Below are 14,990 nucleotides of genomic sequence, written 5' to 3'. Positions count from 1 at the left end.
CGGGCGTCCCCATGCGTTCCCCCGACTGGAGCCCCATGAAGCCACTGCGCCGCGTCACCCTGCTCGCCTTCCTCGCCTGTGCCGCCACCTCCTCCGCGGCGCCGCCCAAGACACCCAAGCCCGCCAAGGCGGCCTCCGCGAAGCAGGAGGAGACCGTGCTCTCGAAGGACGTGAGCGTGCGTCGCATCGCCCCGGGCGTGTGGCTGCACATCACGAAGGCGGGCAAGGACTGGGGCGGCACGCCCGCGAACGGACTCCTCGTGGAGGACGGTGACGCGTCCATCCTCGTCGACACCGGCTGGACGCCGGAGCACTCCAAGGTGCTGCTCGCCTGGGCGAAGGACACGCTCCACCATCCGGTGCGCGCCGCGCTGGTGACGCACTTCCACATCGACCGGACGGGCGGCATCCCCACGCTCGACGCCCAGGGCATCCCCGTCCACGCTCGCGAGGACACGGCCCGCCGCGCCAAGGCGCAGGGCAACCCCGTGCCCCAGCAGCTCCTGACGGATGCGCAGGACTTCGGCCCGCTGTCCGTGTTCTTCCCCGGCGCCGGCCACACGCCCGACAACCTCGTCGTCATGCACCCAGCCTCGGGCATCCTCTACGGCGGCTGCTTCATCAAGGACGCCACGGCGAAGACCCTGGGCAACATGGACGACGCGGACGTCACCGCCTGGCCCGGAAGCCTGAAGCGCGAGCGCGAGCACTTCCCCAACGCCCGCATCATCGTGCCCGGCCACGAGCAGCCCGGCGGGACGGAGCTGCTGGACCACACCGAGGCCCTCCTGAAGAAGGCCTCACACTGAGAAGCGCGGCGGCTCAGTCGTCCCGGTGCGCGTGGCCCTTCTTCTTGCCACGCCCCGGGCCGTCCCAGTCGTCGTCGTCCCAGTCGCGGCCCTTGTCCTTCACCTTGTCGTTCACCTTGATGAGGTTGCGCGAGTACGCGTCGTAGTCCAGGTGCAGGTGGCCCTTCTCGCCCCGGCCATCCACGCGGAACTTCACCTTCCACACGTCGTTGCCGGTGAGGTGCGCCTCCTGCAAATCGCAGTGGTAGCCGCGAGCGCGGCACTGGTCGAACCCGCGGCGCACGGCCTCGTCGTAGCCCATCGCCACCGGACGTGATGGCGGCGGCCTCGGAGGCGGACGCGAAGGATGCGAGGGACGCGTCTCCGCCACGATGCAGCCGGACGACAACAACAGGCTTCCCAGGAGCAGGGGCAATCTCATGCGCGGGATGACGCCACACCCGCGCCTGGATTCAAACGCGCTCGCGGTGCGAGCAAGTCCCCGGGACTGCCGTGAGACTACAAACCTCCAGGTGAAGCGAACGCGACGAACAGCTCGCCCGCGAGGTACGCGCGCATCCCCTTGCTCGCCGGTCGGATGAAATCGTTGAGCAGCGCACCGGAGTTCAGCTTGTGCACCGTGGGGAACGCCAGGTTCATGTGGCTGCGCGCCACGCCCTTGCCGCCCCGGTGGATGAACGTCACGGTGCCGTCCGGCGCCACGGCCTCCACGACCGCGATGTGCGTCATGCCGTCGTTGCGCTTGCCGTCGCGGTTGCGGTCGTACGTCTCCTTGAAGAACGCCAGGTCGCCCGGACGCGGGTTCAGCCGGTGCACCGCGCCCGCCGCCTGCGCGCGACGGAAGATGCCCGTCACCGCGTTCTCGCCCGCGAGGAAGCCGTGCGCCACCAGGTCGATGCCGGCCTGCAAGTACGCCAGCCGCACCAGCCCTGAACAGTCATTGGGCACCGAGCGGTCCAACCGCCGCGCGCCCACCAGCTGCGCCGCGCGCGCCACGATGCCGCGCGCCTGCTTCGACGGCGGCGGCAGCAATTCGTCCCAGAAGCCGCCCGGCCCCTGCGTGGGCCCGGTGAAGAGCGCCGCGGCCTCCAGCGCCGCCGCGATGACGCCCGCCTCCTCCGGCACCGGGTGCGCGTCCGCCTCCAGCAGCGCCGCCAGCCCCTCGCTGCCCTCGGGCGTCACGAAGGCCAGCGGCGGAGGGGCTTCAGCCTTCACGCCGAGTGCGCCCTCCGCGCCCACCGCCGCGACCCTTGGCGGTTCAACGGACGACCGCGTGGCGGCCGGGCCCGGGAGTTCCACCGCCATGTGAGGCGCGGCGTCCGGGACGTGCGCACAACCCACCAGGCAGCCCAGCGACATCAGGGTGACGAGCGACGAACGGCGCAGCAGCAACAAGTCCTCCGGGGGTGAACGCGGACGCATTCAACCCCGGAATCGTTTTACGTCAAACAGCGATCATCCCTCCCAGGTCGCGAGCAGGTCTCGCACCCGCGCGTACTTCTGGAGCAGGGCGGCGCGGTGGGCGCTGAGCACCACCATGAATCCCACCACCATCAGGCCCAGCAGCGACAGGAACGCGGCGCCCACGCGGTGGTCGCGCATGCCGAAGCGCACCAGGTTGGCGGCCACCGCCGTCACCAGGAACGCGGAGCCCAGGTACACGTAGGAGCGGATCCGCAGCGCGATGCCCGCGCCCACGCCCACGAGGCAGAGGAAGACGCACAGGAGCATCGCCTCGCCGTCGTTGAAGAGCAGCGGCTTCCACGCGCCCGCCACGTAGATGCCCGTCACCGCCAGGGCGCGCAGCTGCGCGTAGGCGTCCGGCGACAGCCCCTGGCGGAAGACGCGCAGGAGCAGCAGCAGGGAGAGGCCCGCGGGGATGACGTAGTACTGCGGCTCGCCGGAGCCGGTGCCCAGCCAGACGAAGTACAGCGCCGTGTTGAAGGCCGCGACGGACATCAGCGACGCGGCGCCCTTCTGGTTCGTGCACGCCGACAGCGCCGCGAAGTGCGCCGCGTAGCCCACCAGCAGCGCCACCGCCACGAACGGCTGGCTCCACGGCACCGTCAGCAGGCCCGCCAGCGGGAAGAGCCACGCGCCCGCCACGGCGGGACGGCGGAAGGCCTTGAGGCCCGCGCCCTCGCGCCGCACGAAGAGGTACAGGCCGGTGAAGGCCGCGCCTCCCAGGATGGACACCAGGCTGTCCGCGGCGTCGGGGCTCGCGTCCAGCCCGATGAAGCGCACGCAGAAGTAGCCCGTCGCCACCACCGCCTGCGCGAGCCACGCGGCGGCTTCGTCCTCCTCGCGCGCCGCCTGGCGCACCAGCGCGAACAGCAGGAACACGAGCCCGCCGCACGCCACCCACGCCTCGCGCGCCGCGCCGCCCGGCAGGCGCACCGCCAGCACCGCGACCAGCACTTCGATGAGCGCGATGACGGAGAACGCCCGCCCCATGCGTCCGCGCACCGCCTGGCCCGCCACGGACAGCACCAGCGTGGCCAGCAGCGCCGTCGCCGCGCCGAAGTACGGGAGGATGAACTCCGCGCCCCGGCCGGTGGAGTGCGTCGCGCCGTAATTCAGGATGAAGGCGTGCACGGCGAAGAGGGACGCCAGCCACCCCACCCACTCGCGGTCCCGGCGGCGCATCACCACCACCCACGCCGTGGCCCACGCGAAGAGCACGCACAGCGGCATGCCCGGGTGCTTCAGCGAGCGCAGGCCCGCCAGCGACAGCAGCGCCAGCACCGCGCCGCCGTGATGCAGGGCCGCGCCCACCGCCACGCCGCGCCGGTCCAACGCGAAGCCCACGCCCGCGAGCACCAGGCCCGTGCCCGCCACCACCGCGGGCGCCCACAGGGGCGGCACGGCGGCGACCAGCACCAGCCCCAGCAGGGCCGTGGCGGCGTTCATCATCAGGCGCTCGCGCGTCACCATCAGCGTGAGCGACGCAACGCCCGCGACCAGCGCCACGGACAGGGGCAGCTCGCCCGGGCCCGCATCCATCAGCCGCAGGCCCACGAGCAGCGCCACGGTGCCGGCGCCACCGGCCCACAGCGGCTCGCTCCAGGTGCCCTCGATGCCGGGCGTCAGGCGCGCGGTGACGTTGGTCAGCGTGCGCTGCACGGCGCCGGACTGGCACAGCGCGGACAGCAGCGCGGAGGCCAGGCCCACGAGCGCGACGAGCACGGCGCCGTCTGAACGCCACTCACCCACCGAGAGCGTCCCTGTCTGCCCCAGCGGCGCCAGCGCGAACACCGCCACCGCCGCCGTGAGCAGCCAGCGCTGCGACAGCAGGAACGCGGACAGGAGCACCACCGCGCCCAGCACCCCGAGCGCGCCAGGAGACGGCAACACCAGCGTGGAGATCACCGCGATCGCCAGGGCCGAGCCGGTGGCGGAAGCGCGCAGCGCCGCGTCGCGCGGGCCGCGGAAGAAGGCGGCCAGGGTCTGGGGCGCGTGGTGCTCCGCCAGCGCCAGGACCAGCAGCAGGCCGGTGGCCCACGGCCGCGCCTCCGGAATGAACAGCAGGAGCAGGGACGAGGCGATGATGCGGACGGACGGCAGCGGGCCCGTCATGGGCACCAGCGCGATGGCGCAGAACAGGGCCGTGCGCTGGCCCAGCTCCGCCTCCGGGTTCAGCAGTATTCCCGCGCCCAGGCACGCGAGCGCCACCTGCATCCACTTCGACAGCTCGTGGCGCGGGCCTTCCTCCCGCGAGCGCAGGAGCAGCGAGGCCACGGCGGGCACGTGCTCCACGACGCGCACCACGAGCAGCGGGAAGAGCGGCAGCAGCGCGGTCCACATGAACGGCGGGTGCCAGGCCGTCAGGGTCAGCACGCCGTAGGGCACCATCAGCGCCGCGACGAAGGGCTGGCGCAGCGAGCGCGTCCACAGCAGCGGCAGCAGCGCCGGTCCGATGAGCGCGAGCGGCATGGCGCCGCGCACCTGCGACAGCGCGTGCCCGTGCCACGCGAATGAAGCATCCGCCAGCACCGCCATCGCGCCCAGCGTGGCGACGATGCGGAAGGACTCGCCGCCCGTGGCGATGCGGCGCACGGCGGGCACTTCGTCCAGGAGGGCCAGGACGCTGAGGACCGCGGCGAGCCCCACCAGGGCCAGCGGACCGGCCGTGTGCAGCGCGACGGTGGCCTCGATGGTGGCCAGCAGCAGGCCCACCGTCACGGGCAGCGTGCGGGCGGTGAAGAGCGCCGCCAGCGCCGCGCCCAGCAGGAACACGGACTGGTCGCTGGAGCGGGCCAGGGCCACCGGCACCAGCGGCAGGATGAGCGCGAGGATGCCCGCGGTGGTGGTGCTCGCGCTCTTGCCCTTGCGCGCGGCGACGAGGGAGGCCAGGAGCGATCCGATGACGAGCAGCGCCAGCGACAGCCCCGGCGACAGGCCCCACGCCGTGTAGACATGCGGCACGTCCGGCAGGAGCGCGAAGCCCACGAGCACGACCGCGAACGGCCGCACGCCGGGAAAGCTGCGGGAGGTCACCGCCACCGTCGCGGCGGCGGTGAGGAGCACGGGGCCCATGAAGGACTGGTCGACCAGGCCCCACATCACGGCGAGCCCCGCGTACAGGAGGGCCGGCACGCCGAACCGCTTGAGCAGGCCGCCGCGCTCGCCCAGGAGCGCGAGCACCAGGGAGCCGCCCACCATCGTCGCGAGCAGCGCCTGCGTGGAGTGGGCCGAGGCGAGCTTCGGCAGGATGGCGCCCGCGAGGAACGCTCCGTAGGCCAGGTAGCGCTCGTCGCGCAGCCGGAACGCGGCCACCAGCACGCCCGCGCAACCCAGCGTCATGCCCACGACGGGCGCGGTGATGGGCTGGGTGCCGAGCGCGATGGCGAACCCGCACGTCGCGACGACGCCGACCACGGCGGAGATGAAGCGCCGCGTGCGCTCGTCGTCGAGGCGCCAAGCGAGGCCCGCGAGGCCCAGGGCCAGCACGCCGGCCACGACGGCCGCGGGTCCCGCGCCGAAGATGCGGATGGCGTCGAAGGGCAGTACGGCGAGGAGCACCGAGCCCACGGCGGTCAGCGGGAAGCGCTTGAACAGCAGGCCCGCGCCCAGGGACATCACGGCCAGCGCGAGCGCGGCGAAGAAGGCGGGGCGCGAGTCGGTGCCCAGGTGTCCGTAGATCGCGAACGCGGGCGCGGCCCACGTGGTGGCGCGCAGCAGCACGTCCGCGAGCCCCAGGGAGCGCGCGTCACCGGTGCGCTCGCCGCGCTTCTGGGCGCGGTAGGCGAGCACGAGGCCCGCGAGCACGAACGGGATGGCCGTCAGCGCGCCGTACTGGAAGGGCAGCACCTCCGCGGGCGGGTAGCCCAGGCGCGCCTTGATGGCGTTGAGGAGGACGGTGATGGCGTGCGGGACCAGCTGCACGCTGGACGCATAGGTGAAGTAGGCGCCGACATAGGCCGGGTAGAGCCACGGCAGCCGGTTCACCGGGCCGCGCGACAGCGACACGAGCGTGCCGGTGAAGATGGCGGCGGTGAGGAAGAGGGCGGGGTTCGTGCCGGTGATGGCGCCCGCGAGGCAGGCGACCTGGAGCGCGACGGTGCCGACCGCGAGCGGATCCGCGGCGCGGCTCTCCTCGAGCGTGCGGAAGCGCAGGCAGGTGGCGAGCAGGAACGCGACGAAGGGCGCGTAGGTGCCTGGAGGAACGGGAGTGCCCGCGGAGGCCAGGGCCAGGTGCAACCGGATGGCGAACAGCGCGGTGAGGTACAGGGGCGCGCTGAGCGCGAACGCGAGCGCATCGCCCTTACGCGGGGTGGTGGTGGCCTTGCTCGACAGGAGGAAGAAGAGGGCGCACGGCAGGGCGTTGAGCCACACCGCCGGGGCGCCCATGCGCGCGGCCAGGGGGGCCAGCCCCATGATGAGCGTGGCGCCGACGAGGCCCAGCTGGATGAACGGGCGGGAGGGCGCGTCGAAGGACTCGGAGGGCTTGCGGGCGAGCCAGGCGGCGGCGCCGGCCCAGACGAAGAGCAGCGGCACGAGCAGCGCCGGGTGCACGCCGTCGAGCTGGAGGGTTTCACCGAAGCCCATGGGTCCCAGCGCGACGCCGCCGAGCGGGGCCACGGCGGAGCCGATGAGGCCGAGGATGTGGCCCGGCTTGCGCAGGGACTCGCGGCGGGAGAGGTAGCCGCCCCAGACGGAGAAGCCGACGGAGTAGCCCACGGTCATGAGGAAGACGGTGAGCGAGCGGGTGACGGACGTCATCCCGGCCCAGGACTCGAAGACGAAGTAGAGCGTGCCGGAGAGGATGAGGAACGCGCCGATGAACCACGCGATGCTCTCGTAGAGGAACGGCCGCCACACGCGGCTCCACGTCGACGTCTCCTCGACGAGGCGGGCCGTGCGGCTCTTCGGAGCCGGAGGCTCCATGAACGCTTCGCCCGGGTTCGGGGGCAGCTGACGGGCCGTGCGCTGCTCGTTCACGGCCCGAGCGCGGGGCCCGGAGGAAGCACGGGTCGCGTTCGAAGCCTGAGCGACGCGGGGGAGCCCGGGAGTCGGAGGCGCGATGCCCAGGGCCGCGGCGAGATCGAGCGTGGTGAAGCGGACCGCGGAGGGCCCCGTCGCGGCGGCGTCGGGGGCGTGGGCGTTCGAAGCGGCGGAGACAGCGTCGCTGGCGACAGAGGCGTGAGCGTTCGGAGCGGCAGCAGCGTCGATAGCGACAGAGGCGTGGGCGTCCGGAGCGGCAACAGCGTCAGAGACAGCAGCGTTCGCGGCGACAGAAGCAGCGACGTGAGCGGCGGAGTCGCTCGCGACAGAGGCATCGATGACAGCAGCGTGAGCAGCGGAGGCATCTGCGACAACGTTCGCAGCCACCTGCGCGACAGGCGCCTCGGCGGACACCGCGTCAACGGACGGAAGCGCAACGGGGCCCAGCGCGACAGCGCCCTCCCCCATCGTCGGAGGCGCCACGGCCTCGTTGCGAGCCTCGACGGGCGCGGACGTCGGCGCGTCGATGGGCGTCTCCGTGAGAACGGAGAGGAGGATGCGGGCCTGTCGCTCGTAGCGCTCGGAGAGGCGGCGGCCGACGAGGGGCGGAACGTCGTGAGCGTCCCAGCGTCGCACCTCGTCCAGGAGGAAGTGGACGTGCGCGAGCTCGGCCTCGATGGCGGACCGGGCTCGAGCGGCGAGACGATTGCCACAGACGACGCACCGGGACGCGCTTCCCAGGCGTTCTTGTCGGCAGGCAGGACAGTACATGGAGCTTCCCCCTCTACAACGACCGTGCCACGCAGAATGCCCTGGAAGGGCAAGGGATTGATACCCACCGGGGTGCGTCGGGCGCGTGGCGGTTGTGCAGGGCGCTGCACACGTGCACACCCGGCGCCGCTGGCCGGCAGGCGTAAGTCATGGGACCGTGGAGGCCATGAGCACGGAACTGACTTTGAGGCCCATCGAGGCCCGGGACGACGCGGCGATGGCCGCGGTCATCCGCGCGGTGATGCCGGAGTTCGGAGCGGATGGCCCGGGGTTCGCGATCCACGACCCGGAGGTGGACGCGATGAGCACCGCGTACAGCCGTCCCCGGCACGTGTATTTCGTCGTGGAGCATGGGGGCCAGGTGGTGGGAGGCGCGGGCATCGCGCCGCTGGACGGAGGCGCGCCGGACGTCTGCGAGCTGCGCAAGATGTACTTCCTTCCCAAGGCCCGGGGCCACGGCATGGGCGAGCGCTTGTTGAGACACTGTCTGGAGTTCGCGCGGAGCGCCGGCTTCCGGCAGTGCTACCTCGAAACGCTGGGAGGCATGGAGCAGGCCCAGAAGCTCTACCGCAAGGTCGGCTTCGAAGCGCTCTGCGCCCCCATGGGCCGCACCGGCCACTTCGGCTGCGACCGCTGGTACGCGCTGAACCTCACCCAGGCGTCCTGAGCGCTACGGCATGAACGCGCGTCGCCCGAGGACCTTGCCCTCGGGTGACACCGCGTACAGCTCAAACCAGTCGAACTCCATCTGGCTGCCCATGGGCCATCCGCACCGGTCCAGCCGTCGGTCGACCCGGACGAAGTAGATGCCTCCCTCCAGTCCCACCACGACGTCCAGCGAGCGGGCAGACGACTCACAGGCACCCGCGTCCTGCTTGGGAAAGCTGGCGAGGACGCGCTGGAGCGCGGCATTGGCGGCCAGGACAGCGGGGCCGTCCAGCGTCGCGAGCGGGCGCAAATCCGTGGGCCACGGGATGCCTGCTGCATCTGGAGCCCCGGCCACAACGCCACCATCCGGCTTCGCAGATGTCCCGGCATCGGGTCGAGAGGGCGCGCTTCCGCCATCCGCCACGAGCGACACCAGCAGCAGGACGTGATGAGGCTTCAGCAAGCGGCACCTCGCCAGCGGAGACAATGAGCCCGCATCATCGCGGGTAGCACTTCGGGGGAGAAAGGGTCGAGCCGATATTGCTGGGAGGCGCGGGCTCGCAGCGGGCCTCGAGCCGCCAGCTTCGCTCCGGCTCGCTCCAGCGGAAGACCTCTCCATGGAAGTTCCACTTCAGGAAGCGAGGCGCATCGGCGTGCCCGGTCGCCAACCAGGCCCACGCGGGAATGGGCCGCCCACGAGAGTCCCGAGCAGGTTTCCCCCGGGAGACACGGCGTACTCGATCATCGTCCAGCGCGCTTCGCCAAGCCTGACCGCGGGGAACACCCGCAGGTCCGCACTGCTCATGTCCGTTCCACACGGATGGTTGTGCGCGAAGCCGAAGATGGGCAGGTCGCTTCCAAAGTCCTGGTCCACGACACCTCCCATCGGGGGCTGACAGCCTCCTCGCTCCCCCATCAGCTTCCGAACGGGCCAGGAGACGCGCCAGTCCTTCGGCGTCCGGTACACAGCGATGCAATACTCGGTTGCATCGGGTCGCGGCTGGCCCGTGTTCGCGTCACATGCATCCGTGGCCCCTGGAAGCGCCATCAGGGTCTTGAGCGCGGAGAGCACCAGGTCATCGGGAACAGCGCCCATGTCCGCATAGACCACGGGGACATCCGGATGCGTCCAGGGCCCAGGCGCGACAATGAGCCTCGGGTTGTTCTCCAGTTGAGGCAACTCGCTGCTCAGGAAGTAGAGCCTGGGGTTCGCGCAGGCGAGTACCAGCCCAAGGAGGCCCCACAGGATTGAAGAGGAACGTTGCCGCATCACCCCTCCAGCCTGACCGCCCGCCCACCGGCCCGGCAAGGGCGCCCGGCCAGTCACGTCCTCCGGACCCAACTTCACAGGTCAGGAGGCCCGCATGGCACCCAAGAAGCAACCAACAGCCCCACGGCGTGCGCCGCGTGCACAGAGCGCCCGCACCGCGCACGCCGCGCCTTCGAACACAGACACGGACAAGCTCCCGTTCGACATCGAGGAGGTCCTCCGCCGCGTGCGCCACGAGGTCCGCTCCTTCGCCGACGCGGCCATGTTCGAGCTCGCCGCGAAGGGCCATGGATCCCTCTTCGAACAGCTCATCGCGTGCATCCTCTCCATCCGCACGCTCGATGAGGTCAGCCTCCCCGCCGCGCTCCGCCTCCTGGGCCGCGCGAGCACGCCAGAAGCCATCGCGCGCCTCACGCCAGCGGAGATCGACTCCCTCATCCGCCCCGTCACGTTCCACGAAGGCAAGGCCCACCAGGTCCACGCCATCGCCGTGCGCACGCGCGACGAATTCAACGGCCAGCTCCCCGCGGACGCGGACGTGCTCCAGTCCTTCAAGGGCGTGGGTCCCAAGTGCGCGCACCTGGCGCTCGGCATCGCCTGCGGCCACGAGGTCATCAGCGTGGACATCCACGTCCACCGCGTCACCAACCGCTGGGGCTACGTGAAGGCCTCCACGCCGGAGCGCACGCTCGCCGCGCTCGAAGCCGTGCTCCCCCGCCCCTACTGGGTGGAGCTCAACCGGCTCCTCGTCCCCTTCGGCAAACACGTGTGCACCGGCTCGCGGCCCAAGTGCTCCACCTGCCCCGTCCTCCCGTACTGCCGGCAGGAGGGCGTCACCTCCCACCGCTGAAGCCTACCGGTCGTGCCCCGCCCACTGCGTGGCCCGCCGCGCGAACCTCCGCCACGGGTTCGTCCGGCCGCCGTTCTCCAGGGAGATCTCCTTGGAATGCCGGACGTCCTTCTCCCAGCACCGCTCCAGCTTCGCGGCGATCTCCCGGTCCTCGAACACCAGCGACCCTTCGCTCAACTTGTTGAGCGACAGCGAATCCAGGTTCGTGGAGCCCACGACGCACAACCAGTCGTCCACCAGCATCGTCTTGGAGTGCAGCATCGCCGGCTGGTACTCCCAGATGCGCACCCCCGCCGCCAGCAGCCGCTCGTACGTGGACCGCTGCGACGCGCGCACCACCGGCACGTCGTGGTTCGGCCCCGGGCCCATCACCCGCACGTCCACGCCCTGCCGGACCTTCACCTCCAGCTGCTCCAGGATGTCGTTGGGCGGCGTGAAGTACGCGTTGGCGATCCACAGCCGCTTCGTCGCCGCCGCCACCACGATGCGCACCATCCGCTCCGCCTCGGTGATGCCCAACCGCCCGGCGCTGTCGATGAACGCCGCGCACCCACCGCCGTCCGGCTTCAGCTCCGGGAAGCACTCGCGCGGCAGGAATCCTCCGCCCGATTCAATCCAGTGCTTGGAGAACGTCGTCTGGATGCGCCGCACCTCCGGCCCCTCCACGCGGATGTGCGTGTCGCGCCAGTTGTCCGGCTTCAGCCCGTCCCCCTCCCACACCTTCCAGATGCCGAAGCCGCCCGTGTACGCGACGCGCCCGTCCACCACGACGATCTTCTGGTGCGACCGGCTCAACAGCCGCCCCAGCACCTTGCCCGCGAGCAGCCGGTAGTAGTGCACCTCCACGCCCGCGTCCGTCAGCCGCTTCTCGACCTGCTGGTCGAAGTCCTTGTCCCCGGTGGTCTCCTCGCTGCCCACCGGATCCACCACCACGCGGCACTGCACGCCCGCGCGCGAGCGCTCAATCAGCGCCTCCACGAACCGGTCCGACAGCTCGCACGGCCGCCAGATGTAGATGAGCATGTGCACGCTGTGCTTCGCCGCGCGGATGTCCTCCAACATCCGGTCGAAGACCTGGCTGTTCTCCAGCAGGTGCATCCGGTGCCCCGGCGACAGCGCCACGCCCGTGGCCTGGTAGAGCGCGAACGAGAAGCCCTCGGGCCCGGGGGGCAGCTCGAACGGCCCCTGCATCTCGTGCTTGCGCGTCTCGTCGCCGCCGTCGAACCCATGCGCCCCCGGCTGGGGCAGCAACTCGTCCGTAAGCTCGCTCATGGTCCCTGCAACGTAGGAACGCCCGCTCGCCCCCGGGAGTCACCGCCCGCTCCCCGCACCGCCCGGTGAACAGCTCCCCATTCCATCGTTGCCGGAGCCTTCCAGCGTGGCGACACTGCCCGGGTTCCGTTCCCTCGCCTGGAGAGACTGCATGCTCGACGCCCCATCCCGCCCCTCCGCCCGGGAGCTCCTGTCCCTGCCCAGCCTCGCGCCGCTGGTGCCCATGCTCTACGTCGCCTGGACGGACGGCGAGCTGACAGGCGACGAACTCCGCGCCCTGGGCGCCGCCGCCCGTTCCCAGCCCTGGCTGGACCTCAGGTCCAGCTCCGTCCTGGCCCTCTGGGTGGATCCGCTGCGTCCGCCCCCGCCCCGCGAGCTGGCCGTCGTGCGCGAACACATCCGCGCCACCGCGGAGAAGCTGGCCAACAGCCATCAGCAGAACCTGGCGGAGCTGGGCGTGCAGCTGGCCCAGGCGCTCGCGGGGGAGGCGCCCCTGAACATCCCCGCGGCGGAGCTGGGCAAGGCCCTGGCCTCCATCGAGGCCACCCTGGGCGTGGACGGCAAGGAGGCGGTGCGCTCCCTGGTGCCCAGGGCGTCGCGAGTCCCACGCGCGGAGCCCCGCTCGCACGCGGCCTCGTTCGACCCCGCGGCGATGACGGCCGTGCTGGAGCGCACCTACTCGGACGTGCGCCAGCGGGTGCGGGGTTGGCTGGAGGACGCGGACTTCCGCTACAAGGAAGGGCTCTCCACCACGGCCTACCGCGACCAGGTCTTCGACTGGCTCAAGCACCTGGCCAACGACGGCCTGGGCCAGCTCGCCTTCCCCAAGGGCCGTGAAGGCGGCGGGGACCTGGGTGCGTTCATCGCCGCGTTCGAGACGATGGCCTTCTTCGACCTGAGCCTCGTCATCAAGGCGGGCGTGCACTTCGGCCTGTTCGGCTCCAGCATCCTGTTCCTGGGCACCAGGCGGCACCACCTGAAGTACCTGCCCCAGGTCGCCTCGCTGGAGCTGCCCGGCTGCTTCGCGATGAGCGAGCTGGGCCACGGCTCCAACGTGCGCGACTGCGAGACGGTGGCCCGCTACGACGCGGCCACGGGCGAGTTCGTCATCCACACGCCGTCGGAGACCGCGCGCAAGGAGTGGATCGGCAACGCCGCCCGCCACGCGCGCATCGCCACCGTGTTCGCGCAGCTGGAGGTGGACGGGGAGCGGCTGGGCGTGCACGCGCTGCTCGTCCCGCTGCGCGACGCGAAGGGCCAGGTGCTGCCGGGCATCCGCATCGAGGACTGCGGCGAGAAGATGGGCCTCAACGGCGTGGACAACGGCCGGCTGTGGTTCGACCACGTGCGCGTGCCGCGCGACAACCTGCTCGACCGCTACGGCCAGGTGACGGAGGCCGGCGAGTACACGTCCTCCATCACCGGCGACTCCAAGCGCTTCTTCACCATGCTGGGCGCGCTGGTGGCGGGCCGCGTGAGCGTGGCATGCGCGTCGCTGAGCGCGGCCAAGAGCGCGCTGACCATCGCCGTGCGCTACGGCGACCTGCGCCGCCAGTTCGGCCCCCAGGGCGCGCCCGAGGTGCGCCTGCTGGACCACCAGTCGCACCAGCTTCGGCTGCTGCCGCTCGTGGCCAAGACGTACGCGGTGGACTTCGCGCTGGAGTACCTGGTGGACCGCTACGTCCACCGCACGGAGGATGACGCGCGCGAGGTGGAGGCGCTGGCCGCGGGCCTCAAGGCCTACGCGTCGTGGAACGCCACCGCCACCATTCAAGAGTGCCGCGAAGCGTGCGGCGGCCAGGGCTACCTCACCGCGAACCGGTTCTCCTCGCTCAAGGCGGACACGGACGTGTTCACCACCTTCGAGGGCGACAACACCGTGCTCATGCAGCTCGTCGCCAAGGGCCTGCTCACGGGCTACCGCCAGCGCTTCGAGGACGACCGCGTGTTCGCCGTGCTGCGCCTCATCGTGGATCAGGCCGCCACGGTCATCACGGACCGCAACCCCATCGCCGGCCGGCGCACGGACACGGACCACCTGCGCGACAGCGACTTCCAGCTGCGCGCCCTGCGCTTCCGTGAGGAGGCCCTGCTCGCGTCGGTGTCCAAGCGGATCCGCAAGCGGCTCACCGCAGGCGTGGAGGCCTTCGAGGCCTTCAACCAGGTGCAGGCGCACCTGCTGGCCCTGGCGCACGCGAGCGTGGAGCGCATCGTGCTGGAGCAGTTCCTGCGCGGCGTGGCGGCGGTGAAGGACGAGTCGCTCAAGCCGGTGCTGGGGCGCATGGCGGACCTCTTCGGCCTGTCCTGCCTGGAGTCCGCCAGCGGCTGGTTCCTGGAGCACAGCTGGCTGACGGCCCCCAAGGCCCAGGCCATCCGCAAGGAGCGCGTGAAGCTGTGCGAGGAGCTGCGCCCGGACGCCGTGGGGCTGGTGGACGCCTTCGGGATTCCGGACACGTTGCTGGCGGCGCCCATCGGCCTGGGGCGGCTGGCGCCCGGCGGTGAACGGTTCGACGACACGGTGGCTGACAGCGCCCGTGCGGGCCCGGCAGATTCCCGCGCGTCATGAGGACCTGTGTTGTGTCGTGGGTGGTGTTGGGGCTCGTGGGGCTGACCGGTTGCGCGACGGTCTCCCCGGCGGAGCGGGCCCGGCAGGTGGGCGAGTCCAACAAGGAGCGCGCCCGCCTGTTCACAGAGGAGATCTACAACCAGAAGCGCCTGGAGCGCATCCCGGAGTACGTCGCCGCCGACTTCGTGGACCGCTCCGAGGGCGCGCCCCAGGAGCTGCGCGGCCCGGAGGTGGTGCGAACCCAGGCGGAGCAGGGGTTCACCCTCTTCCCGGACCTGAAGTTCGAGCTGCTCCACGTGATGGCGGAGGACGACTGGGTGCTGGTGCGCTGGCGCGCGACGGGCACGGACACCCAGGGCC

General features: G+C 71.5%; 10 protein-coding genes. 5 read left to right on the top strand and 5 right to left on the bottom strand.

The annotated features are described in order from the left end of the window. Positions 1-35 precede the first annotated feature (35 nt). Complete coding sequence (gene blaCOR, locus D7W79_RS06365; RefSeq protein WP_244221624.1) at positions 36-809, top strand: COR family subclass B1 metallo-beta-lactamase; 774 nt, start codon at positions 36-38, stop codon at positions 807-809. A gap of 13 nt (positions 810-822) precedes the next feature. Here blaCOR and D7W79_RS06360 read toward each other — a convergent pair whose 3' ends face one another. The 3 genes from D7W79_RS06360 to D7W79_RS06350 all read right to left on the bottom strand — a co-directional run bounded on the left by D7W79_RS06360 (position 823) and on the right by D7W79_RS06350 (position 7,250). After that, positions 823-1,230 (bottom strand): hypothetical protein, encoded by a 408-nt coding sequence (locus D7W79_RS06360; protein WP_244221623.1) that lies wholly within the window; start codon positions 1,228-1,230, stop codon positions 823-825. 77 nt (positions 1,231-1,307) lie between these two features. After that, positions 1,308-2,231, bottom strand: coding sequence for a CHAP domain-containing protein (locus tag D7W79_RS06355; protein WP_244221622.1), 924 nt, complete (start codon positions 2,229-2,231; stop codon positions 1,308-1,310). Positions 2,232-2,264: 33 nt separating this feature from the next. Continuing rightward, positions 2,265-7,250: a hypothetical protein gene (locus tag D7W79_RS06350; protein ID WP_120524432.1), complete on the bottom strand. Its 4,986-nt coding sequence runs from the start codon at positions 7,248-7,250 to the stop codon at positions 2,265-2,267. Positions 7,251-8,190: 940 nt separating this feature from the next. Between D7W79_RS06350 and D7W79_RS06345 the strand changes: the two genes are divergently transcribed. Then, on the top strand, positions 8,191-8,691 hold the full coding sequence (locus D7W79_RS06345; RefSeq protein ID WP_120524431.1) for a GNAT family N-acetyltransferase: 501 nt from the start codon (positions 8,191-8,193) through the stop codon (positions 8,689-8,691). Positions 8,692-8,694: 3 nt separating this feature from the next. On the opposite strand, the gene D7W79_RS44830 is transcribed toward D7W79_RS06345, so the two are convergent. Continuing rightward, entirely contained in the window at positions 8,695-9,135 is a 441-nt protein-coding gene (locus D7W79_RS44830; RefSeq protein ID WP_244221621.1) for a hypothetical protein, read from the bottom strand. Positions 9,136-10,036: 901 nt separating this feature from the next. On the opposite strand from D7W79_RS44830, the gene D7W79_RS06330 reads away from it, so the two are divergent. Next, on the top strand, positions 10,037-10,792 hold the full coding sequence (locus tag D7W79_RS06330; RefSeq protein WP_120524430.1) for an endonuclease III domain-containing protein: 756 nt from the start codon (positions 10,037-10,039) through the stop codon (positions 10,790-10,792). Positions 10,793-10,795: 3 nt separating this feature from the next. Here the strand turns inward: D7W79_RS06330 and D7W79_RS06325 are convergent, their stop codons facing one another. Beyond that, positions 10,796-12,064, bottom strand: a complete 1,269-nt coding sequence (locus D7W79_RS06325) for a phospholipase D-like domain-containing protein (RefSeq protein ID WP_120524429.1) — start codon at positions 12,062-12,064, stop codon at positions 10,796-10,798. A gap of 151 nt (positions 12,065-12,215) precedes the next feature. Here D7W79_RS06325 and D7W79_RS06320 point away from each other — a divergent pair, with 151 nt between their 5' ends. Both D7W79_RS06320 and D7W79_RS06315 read left to right on the top strand, forming a co-directional pair. Then, positions 12,216-14,630, top strand: a complete 2,415-nt coding sequence (locus tag D7W79_RS06320; RefSeq protein ID WP_120524428.1) for an acyl-CoA dehydrogenase family protein — start codon at positions 12,216-12,218, stop codon at positions 14,628-14,630. Continuing rightward, positions 14,627-14,990 (top strand): ester cyclase (locus D7W79_RS06315; RefSeq protein WP_120524448.1); only part of this gene is annotated, 364 nt, incomplete at its 3' end. The genes D7W79_RS06320 and D7W79_RS06315, both read left to right, overlap by 4 nt.

The sequence above is a fragment of the Corallococcus exercitus genome (assembly GCF_003611585.1).
Taxonomy (GTDB): domain Bacteria; phylum Myxococcota; class Myxococcia; order Myxococcales; family Myxococcaceae; genus Corallococcus; species Corallococcus exercitus.
This window is presented reverse-complemented; position numbering and strand designations above follow the sequence as displayed.